The organism is Paenibacillus sp. FSL R5-0744, assembly GCF_037972555.1.
Taxonomy (GTDB): Bacteria; Bacillota; Bacilli; order Paenibacillales; family Paenibacillaceae; genus Paenibacillus_AQ.
Map to the genome: position 1 here is coordinate 3162017 of NZ_CP150228.1, position 19953 is coordinate 3181969.

Annotated in this window: 20 protein-coding genes and 1 pseudogene; 19 read left to right on the plus strand and 2 right to left on the minus strand. The window is 38.8% G+C overall.

Features of this window, described 5'->3' with window-relative positions:
• Nucleotides 1-147: 147 nt before the first annotated feature.
• The 9 genes and pseudogenes from MKY19_RS13940 to MKY19_RS13980 all read left to right on the plus strand — a co-directional run bounded on the left by MKY19_RS13940 (nucleotide 148) and on the right by MKY19_RS13980 (nucleotide 8552).
• Nucleotides 148-1641 carry an SMI1/KNR4 family protein gene (locus MKY19_RS13940; RefSeq protein ID WP_339803665.1) on the plus strand — a complete coding sequence of 498 codons (1494 nt, stop codon included), beginning with the start codon at nucleotides 148-150 and terminating at the stop codon, nucleotides 1639-1641.
• A 114-nt stretch (nucleotides 1642-1755) separates the two neighbouring features.
• Entirely contained in the window at nucleotides 1756-3207 is a 1452-nt protein-coding gene (locus MKY19_RS13945) for a serine hydrolase domain-containing protein (protein ID WP_339803668.1), read from the plus strand.
• A 578-nt stretch (nucleotides 3208-3785) separates the two neighbouring features.
• Nucleotides 3786-4265, plus strand: coding sequence for a DUF4265 domain-containing protein (locus MKY19_RS13950; protein WP_339803671.1), 480 nt, complete (start codon nucleotides 3786-3788; stop codon nucleotides 4263-4265).
• Nucleotides 4266-4401: 136 nt separating this feature from the next.
• Nucleotides 4402-4983: a hypothetical protein gene (locus MKY19_RS13955; RefSeq protein WP_339803674.1), complete on the plus strand. Its 582-nt coding sequence runs from the start codon at nucleotides 4402-4404 to the stop codon at nucleotides 4981-4983.
• A gap of 121 nt (nucleotides 4984-5104) precedes the next feature.
• Entirely contained in the window at nucleotides 5105-5722 is a 618-nt protein-coding gene (locus MKY19_RS13960) for a suppressor of fused domain protein (protein WP_339803676.1), read from the plus strand.
• Nucleotides 5723-5776: 54 nt separating this feature from the next.
• Nucleotides 5777-5869 (plus strand): annotated as a pseudogene (locus MKY19_RS13965) (SDR family NAD(P)-dependent oxidoreductase); the annotation flags it as partial.
• A gap of 234 nt (nucleotides 5870-6103) precedes the next feature.
• A complete protein-coding gene (locus MKY19_RS13970) occupies nucleotides 6104-7264 on the plus strand; it encodes a DHHA1 domain-containing protein (protein ID WP_339803679.1) in 1161 nt (386 codons plus the stop codon).
• 146 nt (nucleotides 7265-7410) lie between these two features.
• On the plus strand, nucleotides 7411-8175 hold the full coding sequence (locus tag MKY19_RS13975) for a copper amine oxidase N-terminal domain-containing protein (RefSeq protein ID WP_339803681.1): 765 nt from the start codon (nucleotides 7411-7413) through the stop codon (nucleotides 8173-8175).
• On the plus strand, nucleotides 8172-8552 hold the full coding sequence (locus MKY19_RS13980) for a hypothetical protein (protein ID WP_339803683.1): 381 nt from the start codon (nucleotides 8172-8174) through the stop codon (nucleotides 8550-8552). Before MKY19_RS13975 ends, MKY19_RS13980 begins: the two co-directional genes overlap by 4 nt.
• 69 nt (nucleotides 8553-8621) lie before the next feature.
• Here MKY19_RS13980 and MKY19_RS13985 read toward each other — a convergent pair whose 3' ends face one another.
• Nucleotides 8622-9422 carry a polysaccharide deacetylase family protein gene (locus tag MKY19_RS13985; RefSeq protein ID WP_339803685.1) on the minus strand — a complete coding sequence of 267 codons (801 nt, stop codon included), beginning with the start codon at nucleotides 9420-9422 and terminating at the stop codon, nucleotides 8622-8624.
• Between the two features lie 515 nt (nucleotides 9423-9937).
• Here MKY19_RS13985 and MKY19_RS13990 point away from each other — a divergent pair.
• The gene (locus tag MKY19_RS13990) at nucleotides 9938-11299 is read left to right on the plus strand and encodes an ABC transporter ATP-binding protein (RefSeq protein ID WP_339803689.1); all 1362 of its coding nucleotides are present in this window, start codon (nucleotides 9938-9940) and stop codon (nucleotides 11297-11299) included.
• A 14-nt stretch (nucleotides 11300-11313) separates the two neighbouring features.
• A complete protein-coding gene (locus MKY19_RS13995; RefSeq protein ID WP_339803691.1) occupies nucleotides 11314-13056 on the plus strand; it encodes an ABC transporter ATP-binding protein in 1743 nt (580 codons plus the stop codon).
• A 44-nt stretch (nucleotides 13057-13100) separates the two neighbouring features.
• On the opposite strand, the gene MKY19_RS14000 is transcribed toward MKY19_RS13995, so the two are convergent.
• The gene (locus MKY19_RS14000) at nucleotides 13101-13997 is read right to left on the minus strand and encodes a LysR family transcriptional regulator (protein ID WP_339803694.1); all 897 of its coding nucleotides are present in this window, start codon (nucleotides 13995-13997) and stop codon (nucleotides 13101-13103) included.
• 133 nt (nucleotides 13998-14130) lie between these two features.
• On the opposite strand from MKY19_RS14000, the gene MKY19_RS14005 reads away from it, so the two are divergent.
• From MKY19_RS14005 to MKY19_RS14040, 8 genes are all read left to right on the plus strand, one after another.
• Nucleotides 14131-15354 (plus strand): MFS transporter, encoded by a 1224-nt coding sequence (locus MKY19_RS14005; protein ID WP_339803697.1) that lies wholly within the window; start codon nucleotides 14131-14133, stop codon nucleotides 15352-15354.
• A gap of 57 nt (nucleotides 15355-15411) precedes the next feature.
• On the plus strand, nucleotides 15412-15813 hold the full coding sequence (locus MKY19_RS14010; protein ID WP_339803700.1) for an NUDIX domain-containing protein: 402 nt from the start codon (nucleotides 15412-15414) through the stop codon (nucleotides 15811-15813).
• A gap of 190 nt (nucleotides 15814-16003) precedes the next feature.
• Entirely contained in the window at nucleotides 16004-16429 is a 426-nt protein-coding gene (locus MKY19_RS14015) for a DMT family transporter (RefSeq protein ID WP_339803704.1), read from the plus strand.
• A 38-nt stretch (nucleotides 16430-16467) separates the two neighbouring features.
• The gene (locus MKY19_RS14020) at nucleotides 16468-16926 is read left to right on the plus strand and encodes a DMT family transporter (protein ID WP_042187996.1); all 459 of its coding nucleotides are present in this window, start codon (nucleotides 16468-16470) and stop codon (nucleotides 16924-16926) included.
• A gap of 121 nt (nucleotides 16927-17047) precedes the next feature.
• The gene (locus tag MKY19_RS14025; RefSeq protein ID WP_339803708.1) at nucleotides 17048-17365 is read left to right on the plus strand and encodes an iron-sulfur cluster biosynthesis family protein; all 318 of its coding nucleotides are present in this window, start codon (nucleotides 17048-17050) and stop codon (nucleotides 17363-17365) included.
• 167 nt (nucleotides 17366-17532) lie between these two features.
• A complete protein-coding gene (locus MKY19_RS14030; RefSeq protein ID WP_179086676.1) occupies nucleotides 17533-17877 on the plus strand; it encodes a PadR family transcriptional regulator in 345 nt (114 codons plus the stop codon).
• Entirely contained in the window at nucleotides 17858-19069 is a 1212-nt protein-coding gene (locus MKY19_RS14035; protein ID WP_339803711.1) for a DUF2812 domain-containing protein, read from the plus strand. The genes MKY19_RS14030 and MKY19_RS14035 overlap by 20 nt, the downstream gene beginning before the upstream one ends.
• A 17-nt stretch (nucleotides 19070-19086) precedes the next feature.
• Nucleotides 19087-19830: a class I SAM-dependent methyltransferase gene (locus MKY19_RS14040; protein WP_339804297.1), complete on the plus strand. Its 744-nt coding sequence runs from the start codon at nucleotides 19087-19089 to the stop codon at nucleotides 19828-19830.
• The last annotated feature ends 123 nt before the right edge of the window (nucleotides 19831-19953 follow it).

Consider the following 19953-nt stretch of genomic DNA (forward strand, 5'->3'; position numbering starts at 1 on the left):
TTGCTAAATCAGGAAATAGATGCTCCATATGTAAGATAGAATTAATTATTGATGGAACTGTTGAAGATGATTCATAACAAAATGATTGATGATCAACCAAGGACGTTTACTGAAACTATTATAATTCTGTAGAATGGGGGCCACTATATGTCATTAGTTAATGAAAAAGAAGAGTGTTTACTGATCGAGACATTAAAATCGCATATACCAAATGTAGAGGAATTACTGAATCCAGCAGTTGAGGAATCAGAAATAAACCTTTTTGAGAGCATGATGAAATGCAAATTTCCAGAAGATTTTAGAAAGTTATACATGAATTCTAATGGAGAAGGAGAGCAGATTTTTGGCGTTATGGCTGGTCTTGGTTGGATGAACATTGAATCGATAGTAAGCAACTGGAAGTCCCTTTTGGAATCAGCATACGATATTATATCCAGCAAACCAGATATAATAAAAGATGGGAACTACAGAGAAGGCTGGATTCCTTTTGCCGAAGATGGTGGAGGCTCATATTTGGCAATTGATTTAGACCCCGGAGAAAAGGGCGTTTATGGGCAAATTATAACGATAGATCACAATTCTAGTTTTTCATATGTTATTGCGGAAAGTTTGGGGCATTTCTTTGAATTTATCGATTCGAGCCTCAGAAATAGTAGTATTGGTATTCGTGAAGAAGATGATGTAATCATATTATCCCGTGAAAGTGGAAGTTTGTTGGATGATATTTTGGCTTTGACTAAAATGGATATCGAAGAGAACAGCCTTATCCCTGTAAGCGGATTTTGGGAAGAGTATTTTAAAGACGATGTTGAGAGTGGTTTTGTATCTTCAAAAACATTGAAAAAAAAGAGAATGGTATTTATTAGAGCTGATCAAGCTCAAAAATACGGAGCAATATCTTTGGATATTTTAACCCATATGGTTAATCTTAAAGAACTTATCATACATGCGGATGAAATTACTAATTTCGATGTACTTAAACGGTTGCCTTCTTTAGCAGAACTTGTGATAGGATCAGAAGCCTTTAAAGAGTCTGATTTGGAGTACTTAGTTTCTTTAGATGGGCTAAGGCAGCTAACATTAATAGGACTTCCATTAAAAGATATACATAAACTGAAAGATATAAAGAAATTAAAGAGTTTGAGACTATATAGAATGAACTCAATTGATATGGAATTAATAGGAACTATAAAAAATTTGAAGGAACTAAGTTTAGAAGAAATGGAGATTGGCGACCTGCTTTATATTTCAAACCTTAGTAAGTTAATAAAACTAGAGCTCAAACAAGTGACTATACCACATTTATCATTCTTAAAAGGTTTAAAGAATCTAACGTTTTTTGAGACGGATAGCTGTGCAATAGATGAATCACATATAGAGGTTATAGGAGAATTGAAGAAATTAAAGCAATTCACTTATCCGGTTGGAGATTTAACAATACTCAAAAATTGTATGAGTCTAAAGCAGATTGGAGTAGATGCATCAAGACTTAAAGGGTTGGAGGAAATTTCAAACTGTAATATAGTCGATATAACTATATTTCATGCAATATCGAAGGAGAACGCAAAGTCCGTAGTCGCGGAGTTTAATAAATACTTTAAACTTCATTCATATGGATGGCAGGTAACATGGAAAGATTAATGAAACTTGCCTACACTGAGCTTTATCATAATAGGGCGAAATTTTTAAAAAAGAAAGGAGACTAGCCATTTTGGTTAGTCTCCGTTGTTTATATTTTTTCGGAATGGAGAGTTTATGAAAAAGACTATTGTTTTTGTATTATCAATACTTATATTATTCTCAGGATTCGCAACACAAAGTTATGCGTCGTTGTCAGATACGCAATCTGCGGCAATACAGGCGTTGCTGGATGATGCCCGTCGTATATCAGGTGTGCCGGGAATGTCGATCTCAATACTTGCTGATGATGAAGTGTTCTACTTTTCTTCCGGGTATGCAGACCGTGAAAGTGGGTTGTCTGCAAGTGAAAATACACTATATGAGTTGGCCTCGGTCAGTAAAGCTTTTACCGGCATGGGTATTCTGCTGTTGGAGGAGCAAGGGCTGCTGTCAATGACTGACACTGTCCAAAAATATTTACCTTGGTTTACGTTAAAATATCAAGGCAAACCTGTTGATATGCAAAGCCTTACACTCAATAACTTTCTTCACCATACTAGCGGCCTAACAAATAGTAGGCATTCTCAAAATATTCCACAAGGCAATACACCAGATTTGCTGCAAAAGACTGTGGAAATGCTGGTAGATGCTGAGTTGGCGTTCCCTACCGGTGAAAAGTATAGCTATGGAACCGTTAATTATGACGTATTGGGTTTGGTTATTGAGATTGTGTCGGGACAAAGCTATGAAGACTTTATGAGGGAACAGGTATTTCAGCCGTTAGGTCTTCACCAGACGTATGTTTATAAAGAAGATGCTCAAGACACCGGACAGTTGGCACAGGGCTACCGTTCTTCCTTTTTTATGACAACTCCATATAACGCACCGGATTATTCCGGGAATAAACCCGCAGGCTACATCATTTCTTGTACAAAAGATATGGCGCGTTGGATGGGCATACAGATGGGTATTGTGCAGGACATACCCGAAATATTCCATACGGTTATCGAAAAGTCACATCAGGGCGATATGTCTGTTCCGGCAGTCAACGAAATGTATTATGCAGCGGGCTGGTCGGTAAACGCCAACCAAACGATTATAGAACACCCAGGGGGCAATCCCAATTTCGGAACCGAAGTTGCCATACTGCCAAATGAACGAACAGCCGTCTGCTTGCTGACCAACGGCGCAAATATCAATAGAAGCATGGTACTAAAAGTTAAAGATATATTAGACGGCAATCTAACGCAGTCATATGAAATAAGCGGCACACAGCTTTTGGACATCATTTTATCGTCTATCACAATTATTCTTTGCCTATTGGCTGTTCTGTTCTTTATCTTAGGATTACGCAGAAGGAAAACGAATGAGCGGCAGCCAATTACAAAAAAGCGAATAATCGTAACAGCTATTTTGCTGATTGCTACGATTGCCCTGTGTATAATGTGCTGTGCATTAGATTGGCCAACGATACTTATTTGGCAAACATATAGTATTCTTACAGCTTTGATTTCGTCGGCATTATTAACAGCAAGCATTACATGGTTTGTATACACTCATAGATATAATGCCTCGCTCAGAAAATAAGCATTTTGTTCGTTCGCTTTATTGGTAAAATGCGTATAGCGTATTTGGTTTGGTACAGCGGAAAGTAGAGTTACGAAATAGTGAGAAAGAATTGATTTAACGCCAGATTCACCTCAATATAACCATTTAAAGTTCAAGCAGAGATACCACTTGAACTTTTCTTTTTTTGAATTACTTGCACAATCCTTGGTGATTCACAATCTATATACTGACAGTAAGCTTAATGTTACTATACATCGGATTTGTTGGGTTTCCGTTCATTACCGGAATCTCGTTATCCGAGTACATCCGGCGTCGAAGACTTGTCTACCGCTTCTAGCACTTGACGAGGCGTTTTAGTACCTGCTATGATTTCTTGAATATCTTTCCTAGATTTGAGAAAGCAGGGCCAGCAACGCCCCAATTATTAACAAGGTACATGACATTGCCGCCTTGAAAGCATCTTGAAGTAACCCTTATCAAAAAAAAGAGGAACCTCCTTTATTATCGACCCGTTGAATTACAAGCGATAGCGGATACATGTAGGATGTAATCTCAAATCTCATACATTAAAAGAAACAGTATTGAGGAGTATTCGTATGGAACATAAATTAACCTTAATTAATGTTTTTGCCGGCATAAATTCAGAGGAAGCAGTCTTTGAAGAGCTTCCTGCAGAATGCATAAGCGATAAAATATTCAAATTATGTGCATCTCCTGGGCTGGCTCTAGGGCTTGCGAAAGGAGATACAATAAAACTCCATCCCAATGGAGAGTTTGAATTAATAAAACATGGTGGAAATTTCTGCATTCAAATTTACAAAGAGGAGCTTGTTAAAGAAAAGATAGAGACAGCTGAATCTATAGTCAAACGAGAGCTTTCCGGTTCTTTAGATGGATTTCATAATGGCTCGCTTGCCTTCACCGCGCCCATCAGGAATGGATTTCATGCCACCAATAAGGTTTTCAATATAATTAGAGATTTATTAGAATCGGAGTACTATTACTCTAATATTTACGAATATCCATATAACTTCGACGATGAAGAGTTAGTCAGCTGGGCTAGAGATCTGGATTAATCGCTTCAAAATATCAGTTCTCCGGCATCATACACTATCTCTGGGCCACATTTTTCAATATGATCTCCAATCCTGAGTCGAAAAAAAACTCGTAAACATAATATACCCAAAAGCTCAAGAGTTGCAGGAGGCAGATATGGTAGATGAAAGGCATCTTGTTTATTTCAAAGAACTCCTGGAAGGAAATGCTGAAATTTCTTTTAAGGCATACCTTTCAAATAATGAAGATTCTTTGCGCAAGCAATTTTCTCCGGCGAGATTTGCAAGACTGAAGTTCAAGTCAATTGATGAAATAATAAAGATTCTTGACGAAGAGAATATATCCTACAGCATTAATGATCATGCCGTAAGAAACGAAAAATATTTAGCAACCTTTCATCTGGATGCCTTGAATGAACAAGGTAGGCTTAAGGAAGGATTCAAAGACACCCTATTCAAAGGAACTGTTCACAACTTTAAAACAAAGGGGGAAGAAGCAGTCTTAACCCTCTATAAATACATCGAATACCCTAAAAAAATCAATAGCAAAAAAAATATAGAAAAACTCCAAGACATCGAATGTTTCGCCGAATTGGAATTATCCTTAGGGGATGAAAGTCTTGGCTTATTTTTACTAAAGGCTCTAGCCTCTATTGAGCGTCAGCTTTCCGAAGTAGATGATATTGTCCTTAAAGCTCAAGAAGCAGTCATGAAGCACCATTCATCGAAAAGAGATTAATAACTTCTTAATTGGAGAGATTTGCCCTTTCAATTACTGAAATGGCAGGCCGCGAACGATGAAGGAGGACAATGATACCAGCCCAAATTCTAAACCAAAAAACCAATATTGAAAAAAGGTGATGGATGTGCAAATCAATAAAGAGTCATGCCGAGGGATCATTCTGGAATTCGACATTAGGAGAACAATTATTCTCAATTTATATATTAAAGAATGGTCTATGCCAGAATATAGAGTCATAATGACAAAACCGGAGATTGGCGTATATATTGAGTTATATTATTTTCCATCAATTGACGTTAATAATCCTGCAAGATTCGCAACAGTCGGCCTATCTAATTCCATTCGGAAAACTGGAAAACCTATTGAGAATGAATGGATGATAGCTTTAAAACCCGATTTGGGACAAGAAAACATTGATCGCATATTCTCATATTTCTGTGACATAATTGCCCATAATATTGAACATATCCAATCTTCGGAAGTACCACGAGTAATGACTGAGAGCGCACTCGCACCAGAAAACTGGACTACAAAAGCCCTTTTGATTGATGAACTAAGAGGAGAAAGTGAGGATTTAGAACAAATAAAAATAGGTGAAGAAATAATTAATGTCTTGTGGGTAGTACCAATTACCCCCAAAGAATCGCGTATAATTTTACAAGAAGGCATAGATGCTTTTGATGCTTACATAGATAATCATCACTATTCCATAATTGATCCCACTCGTCCTGATTAATAAGAGCAGTTCAATATCATTCGCACTAAACCAACCATACCCCCACAGGTGGGTCCTTGGCTCGCGAACCACGTTGTGGAAAATCAAACCATGTCTACGGTGGTGCCAGAAAGTCCAAATGACACTGTGAAGCGCTTGCTCGGCTAGGGCGTTATTTTCCTTGAACAGGGGTAAAGGTTCTAGAGTATGACAGCGGAATTCTTGGATGAGAGTACAGGATTACTGATGAACAAGGTAGAAGACAACTGAAAGTAGAACAACAAAGTGAATTCCTTCCAAAAGCGCCGCAAGGCGTTTTTCATTGTGCAGTTTGTCTTTGAAATCCGTTATGATACTATAAGCTTAATGTGCCATAAACGTATAAAAGAGAGGGATACATACATGACCAACAAACTATACTACAATTCTACATACCTTACTGATTGGGAGACCTGTATTACTGAAACCATAGAACGAGAAGATGGACGCTATGTTATTTTGGAGGAGACCGCTTTTTATCCGCATGGCGGTGGGCAACCTTGTGATTTAGGGACTATTGGGGATATTCCGGTACTTGATGTAATCAGTGAGGAAGATCTTGTCTTGCATAAGCTTGAACGTCTGCCTAATGATTTATCCGTCACTTGTCAGATCGATTGGAAGAGAAGATTTGATCATATGCAGCAGCATAGTGGACAACACTTGCTCTCAGCCATCTGTCTCAATTTGTACCAGTTTATGACTCTAAGCTTTCATTTGGGTGAGGATTATTGCACCATTGATATAGAAGCGTCAGAACTGTCGCCTAAACAACTTCATTCCATAGAGTGGGAGGTTAATCGGCAGATTTACCAGAACCATAGTATCCTGAGCTATTTTGTAACAGGGGAAGAGGCTTCACAGCTTAAATTGGTCAAACAACCTAAAGTGACGGAAAACATCCGGATTGTAGAAATTAAAGATGTTGAATATAACGCTTGCGGTGGTACGCATGTATCTTCAACAGGTGAGATTGGTATAATAAAGCTTCTGAAAGCGGAGAAACAAAAAGGCAATACGCGGATCTATTTTAAATGTGGATACCGTGCTTTGGAGGAGTTTAATAGCAGTCTGCAAATTGTTGGAGCACTATCTTCCAAATTCAATACGGGAAAAGATGAAATTATCGATCGCATTGAAAAATGGGAGAATGAACAAAAGCAGCTGCAAGCTGAAATTACCCTACTTAAAGAGAAGAATGATGATTATGTCGTACAGGAGCTTTTAGCACAGCAAGAAGGAAAGCTGATCTCAAAAGTGTTCGAGGATAAATCGCTGAAAGATTTACAAAGTTTAGCTAACAAGCTTACCGCGAAATGCGATGTTCCGGTTTTATTGGCTAGTTCTGCTGAAAATAAGGTTGTATTTGCACAGAATGGCAGCGCGGAGATCTCCTGTGGAGCTTTTTTCAAAGAGCATCTTAGTACTTACAATGGAAAAGGCGGAGGCAGTGATAAACTAGCGCAAGCAGGATTCCAGACATGGGGAGATGCCTTGGCGTTTTATGAGTTTGCTAGAAGTTAAGATTACTTTATAAAAGACAGAAGACCTGACTGCGGTAGTCTACCGTGGATCAGGCCTTTTTTATACGTAAAACGGAAACAAGAAACTTTTTCCAAATTCTGTCGTCTAATTACATATGACTATAGAGTCAAGGGAGACGAAAAGAAATGAACAAATGGAAGGTAACGCTAGGAATCTTGACTGTTTTGATTTTAAGTACGGGGTATGGATCGGTATCAGCCCAAGCAGAAAACCAAATTCAATTCAACTATAAAGAAATCGGAATCAGCAGTAAACAGGTGATCACGGAGAATACAACTTTTGTACCCCTGAAATCACTCGCAGATGCTATGGGGTATACATTATCTTGGGATCAACCGTCCAAAACGGCCAAACTGGTTCGTCCTGAGCGTGAGGTTAACTTCACGGCTGGTACTGTAAAGTCAAAAGTGAATGAGGCAGTGGTGACCTTAACAAAGTCCCCACGTATTATAAAAGGCTCGGTGTACGTTCCATTGGTCTCAGCGGTCAGTGTACTTGGAGGTAAAGCGGGGCTTAATAAAACGGATGGGGTTATCCAAATTATAGATGAAGCTAGATTGGTTTCTGCTTCTGTAGATGGAAGATCCTATTGGATATCTCAAAAAAACGGCGATTTGTATTACCGTGCAACGGAAACTGGGAAACCAGTAATTTTTGGTCGACTACCTTTTAAGGAATCTGCGTACAACTACGCTTTTGAGATTGAAAAAGTGGGCAATGGTACGGACTTACTCCAGTTAACGGACAATCATTATGCCATGTTCACCGATTTCAATAGCAGCTATCAGTATTGGTCAAAGCGGGCACTATTCTCAAGCAAATGGACTATCATTACAATAACTCAGCTTATATCCATGCACCACAAGTGTCTTCCACTCAGGTGTATATGACCGATGGGAAGAACGTTCAATATATTACTAAGGATGGCGGTTTGGGCAAGTTATTTGAGATGGAAAAGTTAACCGGAGCAACCGGAGATTTCATAGTGGAGTATGCTGCGGAAGACGTTGTGCTCGTTCGTTTATTAGATACGACACACTTATATTTAGTTTATAGCAACACCGGTGAAATCATTAATCTCTATGAAAAACTAATTACTAGTGAGGATCGTAAGGAATGGGATAGAGTAAATGATGGCAGAGATCCATATGTATTGACCAGAATGATAGTATTGAAGAGTCGCAAAGGGAATGTAATGACATTCACCTATACTCCAATCCTTGAGGAAAAAGCAAAAACAGTGACATTTACACTTCAAAAAAAGTAATTTCAATCACTTTTATGTAAAATGCAAAAAGAGAGCGATGTTTAAAATCGCTCTTTTTTGCATTTTGGATTATTTCATCATCATCGTACTTCCACCTTTAATATGAACAGGTTGATCATTTACGGATACCCAAACATCAATAGCTGAGTTGTTACGGATGACCGTTTTGTCAGCACTCATCTTCAGTGAATATAGCGCAGCAACATAATCATAAATCTCTATATTGGTAGCGTACCAAATATCCGAATGTCCACCTGCTTGTTGGCAAAAGGATTCGATAAGCTCCCAATTGTTCTGCTGTGCAAATTCATAACTATGACCCCAAACATAACAGAGTCTCAGTTTTTGGGATGGCCCTTCCGTTGTAAATCGCTCCCATACGTGATGCAGATCTTCTATATGATGACATGTTGGATGCCACTCCATGAAATTCAAAGGCATATCAAACTGTTTGGTAGAATGGACAGTCCGGCTATATTCAATCCCAACAGACTGTAGAGGAGCAATGATTTCTTGAGAGTATGTACCGTATGGATAGGACATGCCTCGTACCGGATAATCCACTAGTTTCTCCAGTCGCTTACGGTCTTCGAACAGCTCATCAATCACCATAGGTAAAGGTAGACGCTCTAGATGTGGATGGGTAACGGAATGGGCAGATACCTCATGGTTTCTGAGCGAATGTTTAACATCAGCAGATGATAAGAATCCCGGTGCGTTTATCATTGCGCTATTTAAATGGAAAGTACCTTTAATCCCATGTTGATCAAAAATCTCCGCCAAGCGAATATCGTGTTTCTGTCCGTCATCATAGCTCATGGTGAGCGCCTTGGGCAATCCGCCCGGGAATAAGTTAAATTGAAGTTTCATGAATGTACACTCCTGTTCGTTTGGTCATTTCGAAAATATCTCTTCCAATTATAAACATTAAACGTTATAATCGGTTTCCACGTCTAAACAATGAAAGTGTTTACAGAATGGAATACACTTATAAGGAGAGATGCTGCCTGCCTGACTTTCTCTATGTTGTAAAACTATTATATGTGAAAGACAGAAGAAACTCACTTTTATATTTTATCACTAACTTACTGAGTGCCCCAATCCTTTTTGCAGAATTATTCACAACGAAATATGTGGTTGACCTCATTCAGAACTTCAATCCTAACACCTACCAACATATCTTGTTATTAGTAAGTTTGCTTATGGTAATGTTATATCTCGCTGGCCTTAATAGTTCTCTTCGAGCCATTGCTATCACCAATTTAACATCCACCAGTATATATGAACTGGAACATAGAATTTTGGAAAAGACTTCCAAATTATCTACGACACTTATGGAGGCCCCCGCAACAAAAACTAAAAGAGAAAAAGCAAAACGACTTTCCTTGATTGATCTGTTAGACCAATGGACAGGTGTGACAGTTCACCTAATAACACTAGTTGTGTTAATGGTTATCTTATCTGTTTATGGCTTCTATATTCTGGCTTTGATTATTTTAGGGGTGCAGATTCTACAGCTTTATTTTATGAAGCGAATGTCACAGAAAGTAGAATCCATTTCAGCGAATCAAACCTCCTCTGTGCGAATGATCAACTATTTAGTCGATTTGTTGATAAACAGAAATTCCATTCCGGAAGTAAGAATGTACAGAATGTCCTCCTTTTTGTTTTCCTCAATGAAAGAGAGCTTTACGAATAACTTCAAACAAATGCACCGTAAGGTTATTTATTCTGAAACCCTCAACTTCTCCCAAAGCTTAATCATGATCTTATTAAATGGGACTACGATTGCCATTCTAGCGATTACGATCGGAAGTAGCGGACAGAGTGCTGGGCTTTTTGTGTTATTACTTCAGATATCCAGTCAATTATTTATCGTTATTCCTGCATTAACAAGAGTTTACGCTGACTTAGCGAAGAGTCGTTTACGGTACGAGGATTATACGTCTTATTTAGATTTGGAAGAGCAGGTGCTTAGAGATCAGGAGGTGAATTCCAACAGGAACACCGATCCGATGAAGGTCCAAGTTCATCAGCTGTTTTTTAGATATCCGACCAACGCTAAGAACACCCTGAGTAATATAAACATGACCATTCATCCAGGTGAACGAATTGCTTTTGTAGGTGAGAATGGTTCGGGTAAATCTACGCTTGTTAAGTTGATCTTAGGGTTGTATCCTGCAACAGCTGGAAACATCCAGTGGTTTAAAGGTGAGAATGAAGTCTTAGCGCATAACGTGACACAGGATACCAGAGTTGTTTTTCAGGATTTCATTAAGTTACAAAGACCAATTAGAGAAAACATTGCATTAGGTAATATGGCTACTATTCATGACGATTCAAGATTATTAGCCGCGATGAAAAAAGCAGAAGCCGATAATTATGGTGTTCAATTGGATACCTTAGTAGGTCCACAGTTTGGAGGGATAGATTTGTCTGGGGGACAATGGCAAAGACTGGCGATTGCTCGAGCCTATCTCAATGACGGCGCTCTTATGATTTTTGATGAGCCGACTGCTGCCCTGGATCCTTATGCGGAACAACAGGCGTTCGATACCTTTATGAAATTAGGAGAGCAGCGGACCTCCATTATTGTGACTCACCGGCTGTATATGTCCAAATTCGTCGATAGAATTTTTCTGTTTGAGTATGGAGAAATCGTGGAAAGTGGAACGCATGAAGAATTAATGAGGGTTGATGGTAAATACAAAAAGATGTTTAATCGCCAGTCCTCTTTATATGTATAAGAAAGGAGAAATCCATGCTGAAGTCTGACATCACTAATCTTGTAATGATACTCGTGAGAATGTTTAGAAAAAGTCCGATGATCTCAACAATCACTATCATAGTCGCTATAATCAGTGGTTTATTAACTTTTTATTCTTACGCTGTCCAAGTGAATATCATTAACGGTGTGGCTCGCGGTGTTATGACGCTGCTCCCTATTCTATGGTTTGTTGTGATTCATGGCGTACAAGCTTGTTCATTAAGCATAACCAACATGATGAAGAATCGAATGAATGCGGAACTAACCCTCGCTTTTCAATCCGAACTGATAGATATTGCAAACCGGGTTGATTTTGAGGATTTTGATGATGAAGAGTTTGGAAATAAACTGCAAAGAGCTAAAAAGGTAGTTGGAGAAGATTTAGAGGGGATTACAGGTTTTTTGGTCTCGAGTGTAGGAATTATCTCAGGACTAATAAGCATCATCTGGATGTCGGCGACAAGTGGTTATTTCTTGGTCACATTCGTAGTAACACTAATGATCGTGACTACCTTATCCATTCGATTATTTACGGAAATTAAAGTGAGAAGAACAGGAAGAGAACTCACCTTCGATGGAAGAATGGGAGACTATCTTGCTAACACTTTGGAAGATCCTAATGCGATTCGAGAAATGCGAATTTATAACTCCATCTCTTATTTTACAAATCTCTGGGCAATGATTATGAAGAAGCAGCATAATAAAAGATTTAGTGCCAGAAAATTCGAGATCAAAACAGGGATGGTCGTGGCTATGGTCCAGACGAGTGCTATCTTTGTAGTTCTAGTATACCTGTTAAACAAAATGGGGGAGTCTAATACAGTTACAATTGGAACAATTTCGGTGTTATTTCTGGCGCTGTTATCGAGTGGTGGTAAAATTATGAGTTTGACCTGGCCGTTAAGCAAGCTTTACATCAGCAGTAGCAAATTATATGACTTAAATGAAGTACTTACATATAAGAACAGGGATTTTCGCAAAAATAAAATAAATAATTCGACTGATTCTATGCTCCCAATTACCGTTTCAAATGTCTATTTTAAATACGCCAAATCGAACAAGAATGTCTTGTCTAACATCAATATGACCATAAAGCCGGGTGAGAAAATAGCGATCGTCGGGGAAAATGGAGCAGGGAAATCTACGTTGATTAAAATGTTATTAGGTCAATATAGACCAAGCTCCGGAACGATTTGCTGGAAGGATCATTTAGAACCTCACGGTAAGGTGTCCGTTGTATTTCAGAATGCTGTGAAGTTTGAACTGACACTAAGAGAAAATATCCTATTGGGCGATGCGAATACACCTTCAGATGATGCTAAAATACTAAGGGTTCTAGAACAATGTGAGCTGATAGATTTGCTCCATGAATTAGGCGGATTAGATGTGAATTTGGGGCAAATAGTAGAAGGAAGCAGGCAGCTATCAGGGGGACAATGGCAAAAGCTGGCGATTGCGCGCGCGTTATACAATGATGCGGAGCTTATAGTATTCGATGAACCTACTTCTGCAATTGACCCGAATGCCGAGATGGAGATCTATACGAAATTATTAGAAATCTGCCAAGATAAAGCAGCTATTTTTATTTCACATCGCTTGGGTTGGGCGAAGAATGTTGATACGATCTATGTTATGTATCATGGAGAAATTGCTGAAGTAGGAGATCATCAAGACTTAGTACATCACAATGGCATTTATGCAAACATGTACGCTTTACAATCCTCTTGGTATAAGTAGCTTATTAGATGTGATTACGGTTGATATAAGATGGCATATTCTCCTTAACTATACTCATGAGGTTTACTAAAAAAATCCACAACAAATTTCTGAAATTGTATAGCCGCTTGTGATAAAAAGTGTTTTCTGCTCCAAGCGATGCCAAAAGTGCGCTGACAAAGCGGATCGGTTATTTTCAATTGAACGATTTCTGTGTTTTTACTTCTCCTACTTAAGGCTAAAGGGAGAGTAAAGGTGATACCCAGCCCCATCTCAACTAAGGTTTGAACGGCACTTACTTCTTCGAGCTCGAAAGCAATTAGCGGTTCAAATCCAGCTTGACGGCAAAATGCATCTGTAATTTCACGGAAATTAGATCTAGAAGACAAAGAAATGAAATTCTCACCAGCAGCCTCAATCAAAGAAATACTCTCTCGATTGGCAAAACGATGATTCTTCGGCACACTTAAACATAATTCCTCTTCTGCTAAGGTAAACCATTCGATGTCTGGTCCGGTGACAGGTGTCGAAGATATGCAAAAATCAATCACCGCACTCTCCAGATCGTTTCTCATTTCTAATGCTGAGCCAAGCTGACGCTGAATGATCCGAACGTGCGGGTGAAGGGTAAGAAACTCTTTTAGTAAAGTGGGCAATACATACGGTAGTGTTACTGCTATAGATATTACTCCATGTTCAAGTCCAGCCATATCCGTGAGCTCATGCTGACCTTCATCCAGTTCCAGAAATGCTTGCTCCACACGACGAAGATATGTTTTTCCGAATTCGTTCAATTTTAAATTTCTGCCTTGGCGTTCGAATAAGGGAACACCTAAGTTTTTCTCTAAACGTTGGATGGAGTTGCTAAGTGAGGGTTGAGATACATTTAATTCTTTGGCGGCATTAGTCATGTGCTCAAGACGAGCAACTACACGGAAATATTGAAGCTGAAGGAATTCCATAACATTGACCTCTCTTTATTCATAACTCTAATGTGATATATCCATCATATAATATGTATTTTACTTAATTAATTTTCGGTCCTATACTATTGTAACATATAAAAAGATTTAGGTAGGATGGAGAGAGTCTGCTGTGATTAGAGAGAAGATATGGACCCGGAATTTTATTGTTATTTGTTTGAGTAGTTTTTTTATGTTTCTGACCTTTTACATTTTGGCAACTGCATTCCCGTTATACGTGAAGGAAAGCTTGCACGGAAATCAGCAGCAAATGGGGCTAGCGATTACGATCTATGTCCTCGGAGGTGTATTGATCCGTCCTTTTTCGGGACAATGGGTCGATAAATTCGGCAAAAAGAAAATGGCCGTTATTGGGCTAGTATTATTCCTATTAGCCTGTATTGGTTACTTCGGCTCGAATGGGATTGTATTGTTCCTGGTGATTCGTTTCATTCACGGTATGAGTTATGCGGTTGCCTCGACAGCGACAAGTACAATAGCTTCCACGTTAATCCCTTTCTCACGCCAAGGAGAAGGCATCGGTTATTTCAGTATGTTTATGAGCATTGCGATGGTCATTGGACCTGCTTTGGGTCTTTTTCTATGGAAAGATGAGAACATTAATGTATTGCTGTTAGGTGTATGTGTGATTGCGGCGCTTTCGCTGTTATTCACATTAGGCGTTCGGATGCCCAAGGAAGAGAAAGATAAGGTTAAAGAAGCAGTGAAGGAAACTGTGAAGAAACGAAAGGGTCTTCGCTGGAGTGATGTCATAGAGCCCAAAGCACTGCCCATCTCACTTGTCGGATTTACGCTTGCGTTCTCTTATAGTTCCTTATCTGGTTTTATCGCTTCTTTTACAAAAGAAATTAACCAATCACAGCTTACCGGTTATTTTTTTGTCGCCTTTGCGATTATGATTGTGCTGTTTCGTCCTCTGATCGGTAAAGTATTCGATAAATATAATGAACATATTCTCATTTATCCCGGAATTCTGATCTTCGCTGTAGGTCTACTTAGCTTAAGTCAAGCTAGATCCGGATTCATGCTGATGCTCTCAGGCATCATTATGGGGGTTGGGTATGGCGCTCTTATGCCATGCTTTCAGACGCTTGCACTTAAATTAGCCGATAAAGAACGTAGAGGAAGCGCCAATGGAACCTTTTTCTTGTTATTTGATTTGGGGTATGGAGCGGGTTCTTTTATTATGGGTGTAGTTGCTTCTTATACAGATTACCGTATGATGTACGAAGTTGCAGGGTTCGTGACGCTTATCTCAGTTGCTGTATACTATTTGCTTCATCACCTACCTCAATCTAAGCTTCGCGTTCAAAAATCTAAAGCTGACGTTGCATAAATGTATACGTTCAGCTGTATGATATAATTGATGAAAAAAAGGCATGGGGAGAACAATATGACTACAATCATTGATAAAATCGCCTGGATTCATATCGAGAATGGACAAGTCTTATGTGCGCGTTCCAAAGGGAAAGATATGTATTATTTACCTGGAGGAAAAAGAGAAGTCGGAGAAACAGACGAAGAGACGCTCGTGCGCGAAATCGAGGAAGAGATTTCTGTTCAGATCAAGACAGAGACTGTCTCTTATTTTGGAAAGTTTGAGGCAGAAGCTCATGGGAAAGCAGAGGGTGTTACAGTCAAAATGACTTGTTATATTGCGGATTATGAAGGGACATTAACGCCAGCGTCCGAAATCGAGGAATTATCTTGGTTAAGCTATAAGGATCGGGATCGCGTATCTGTTGTTACCCAAATTATTTTTGATCAATTGCATGAGAAGAATTTGCTCTCATAATCAACCATATACAGCATTTGAAGTCCGTTTTAAGCCAGCAAGTTGGCTTGAGACGGTCTTTTTATTTTTACGAGCCAAAGGTCGTTGTTGGGCGATAGCAACGTTTCTTCTCATTAAGGACAGATGTCCTTTTTTAAACCCTTGAATTGCTATTTAATATGTAAGAGATCGAAGTTGAGGAGAGAGAGAAATGAGAGGAATTATATTTGCATTTTTAGCGGGGGCTTGTATTACGCTACAGGGCGTGTCAAATGCTCGAATTAGTCAAGATATCGGGACTTGGCAGGCGGCTACAATTACACAATTAACAGGGTTCATCATGTCCTTTCTCATTCTTTTGTTCGTTAGAGATGGGAAAAGGGGAGGCTTTAAGCAAGTGAAACCCTTATATTTGATCGGTGGCGCTTTTGCAGCTGTTATTATTTTTAGTGAAGTAACGGCCATTCAGCAAATTGGTGTTACGTTTACGATATCCTCATTGTTGATTGCTCAGCTATGTCTGACGTTCTTAATTGATATTAAAGGCTGGTTTGAAATGGAAAAGAGAAAAATGAGACTGCCGCAGTTCATCGGCATCGGGTTGATGATCGCTGGCGTAGTGATACTGAAATTCTAATGGCCTTGCGTAAAGTCGATAAATGGAGGAGTTAAGTTATGATTATTGGTTTGATATTAGCGCTTATCGCGGGATCACTAGTGAGTCTGCAAAATATATTTAATACAAAAGTTAATGAAAAGGTTGGATCTTGGGCCACGACAACTTTAGTGTTAGGGATGGGATTCCTAGCTTCATTTATCATGAGTCTTATCGTTGAAGGAAACCGTATATTTACTTTGAGAAATATGGAGCCTTGGTATTGGATCAGTGGTTTGATCGGGGTTGGGGTAGTAATATGCCTTGTGCAAGGTACTAAGCGGTTGGGCCCTACGTATGCGATTTCGATCGTATTAATCTCTCAGCTTGGGTTTGCACTGCTCTGGGATTCACTAGGCTGGTTAGGGCTTGAAAAGGTTCCTTTTACTTGGAAGCAGTTGGTCGGAGTGATTGTTATTGTTGGAGGCATTCTCGTGTTTAAGCTAGGTGGTGAACGGGAGACGCAGAAGGCGGTTTAATTTATGCTCAGACTCATGTTTGTCAAAATAGAAGTGATGGCACTCACACCAGGATGGAAGAAAATCAAATTATACTTTGGGAAAGTAATAGCTCGATTATAAATAAGGAGTAGATCATCCTATGTTCATACAATTGAACTCCCAAACTATTGAAAAGTTAGAAAAAAGCCTTGGTGAACGACCAGGATATTTTAAATTATTCTTCGATACAGAGGGCTGTGGTTGTAATGGCGTGATCGTTATTCAGGTCATTAGTGTACCTCATGCTACAGATATTGAAGTTCAGAAAGAGCCTTTTACTTTTTTTGTTGACCGGCAACAGGAGTCTTTATTTGATGAACAGATGCGACTTGAAGCAGATGAGAATTACCCGTCATTCCGATTAAGTAGTGATTCGAGTCTGTTAGGAAGTAATATTCGTGTAAAAGATATTCGTTAGGCAGGTTGGAGCAGTTGAATGTAGAGTGTGTAGAATGGCTGATGAAGCGATTCTACACACTTTTTTTATTTTTTTCGAGTATTAATATTGTAGACTATGTCACGACGTGATATAGTCACGTTAAGACATATTTAAATGCGACGTATAAATAAAGGGAGCTGGGCATGTTGAACCCTGAGAAAGTATTGAAGAAATACGTACCCATGACTGAAACAGCATTCTATATTCTTTTATCCTTAGATGAACCACGTCATGGATATGGAATAGTGAAGCATGTGGAGAAAATCACGAAAGCACGTCTTTTGTTAGGTTCAGGTACAGTTTATGGCACGTTAACGAAGATGCAAAAAGATGGGATGATTACTGTTTTTGCTGATGAAGAGAGAAAAACAGTTTATGAAAGAACAGACATAGGGATGCTAATTCTTGCTACGGAGATTAATAGACTTAAAGAGCTACATGAGAATGCTACAAAATATGGAGGTGACATAGATGATTATCAAAATATTTAGACCCCTTTGGAGTTATGATGTTCAGAAAACTGAAGAATGGTTAGCTTCTATGGCCCAAAAAGGCTACGAACTTATCCGAATCAACCGTTTAAATAGATATTTTTACTTTCAGCAGGGCGAACCGAAAGCAGCAAACTATCGAATCGTATTCGATAAAGTTCCCAACCATTCCCTCTCTAAGGGTCTATTAAATTTCGGATGGACGAAGGTGTTACAGAGCGGCAAATGGGTTGTGACGATGAATCGGCTGCCTTTAGAACAGATTAGAGCTCTCCCTGATCGAGAGGGAATCGTAAAGCATAACAAGAAGATCATGTATATTTTTATGGGGATATTGATTTATTTAATGGTTGCATTACTCAATGTAATTTTAATAAGTACGATAGCATTGAGTGTTTCCGAGTCTGGTCATTTTAATGTCTTCAACGGACCTTATGGTTTTATTCCCGCTACTGCATTAGGGCTTAGCATTATCTTATGCATTTTCACCGTATATTCGCTGATCACATTAAACAAGACGAACCAAAGATTAACAGGGGAATTCATACAACCAAACAAGCAAAATGGTCAGGGGACATCCCCTCTGAAAGACAGGCTAAGTAAGAATGAAGAGAAGCGTTTGAAAAATTCAGGTCAACTTGTTTTGAAGTGGAAGATTGGATGGATGTATTCGCCGGATCGGCTTGAAGAGTGGCTAGAGGGAATGGAAGAAAAGGGATATAATCTGTACAGCGTTGGCAAAACAGGAACTGCCTTTTATTTTAAAAAAGGGAAGCCTCGTAAGATGTGTTATTGTGCGGACTTACAAAATACTGCTGATACCAATTACTTCAACATTCATACGGATTCTGGCTGGATATGTCTGTATCATTCGAGTTCATGGAGTCAGAAATGGGTTTTATGGGGCCAAGAATATGTACCAGGTAAAGCCAAACCGCAAATATACAGCGATAAGTTAAATCAGTTGAAACTAGCTAGACGTATAGCTTTAACGTATTCTGCTATGTTCTTACCCCTCACTATTTTATATATGTATATCATTGGTTTAAATGTAAGATTATCGACTTATTCTAACCTGGATCGATTGCAGATCATAAATATGATCTTGTACGCCATCTTAATTCTAATGTTTGGATCATATGTTAGTCGGACTTGGCTATATTACAACCGACTTCGTAAACATCATCAATAATATCGTGGAGGTGTATGATGCAACAGAACATTTATGACAACCCTGAGTTTTTTCAAATGTATAAGAACTTAAGGGAGTCAAGAATTACATACAATGACTTTATTGAACAACCTGCAATAAGAGGGTTACTTCCAGACCTACAGGATTTAAATGTTCTCGATCTGGGTTGTGGTTTTGGTGAAATGGCAAACTATATGATTGATAACAATGCTTCAAAGGTAACAGGTGTAGATATATCAGAGAAGATGTTAGCTATGGCAAGGAAACGACCTGAGATCCGTTATATACAGGGCTCAATGGAAGAAATCGAATTTAATCGAAATGAATTTGATTTGGTTGTAAGTTCGTTAGCTTTTCATTATGTCGAGGATTATAAAACACTCATTAGTAGGATTTCAAAGTGGATTAAACCAAATGGCTGCCTAGTATTTTCAACAGAACATCCTGTTGTTTTATCAAATAAGATTCAAAGTGGGTGGGTTAAAGATTCCGATCATAATATCCTACATTGGCCCATTGATAATTATGGAGAAGAAGGTCTCAGATCACAGTTTTGGGGAATTGATGGTGTCATAAAATACCATAGAAAACTTTCAACTTTACTTAATACTTTGATCCAAAATGGACTGACTATTGAAGGAATTGTTGAACCTGAATCCAGCCTTGAGGGTCTTGAGAAGATGCCCAAATTAATAAATGAAAGAAGGAGACCTTCATTTTTAATAATTAAGGCTAGAAAAACAGTTATACGTGGACAGTAATTTTCAGTTATGAATGAACTTTACCAGCCGATGAAGGACGATTACTTTATACTTATGTATACAGCATCTGTAAGGAAAATAAGGGGAGTGTTTGTATACATGAAATACCTCATGAGGATTATT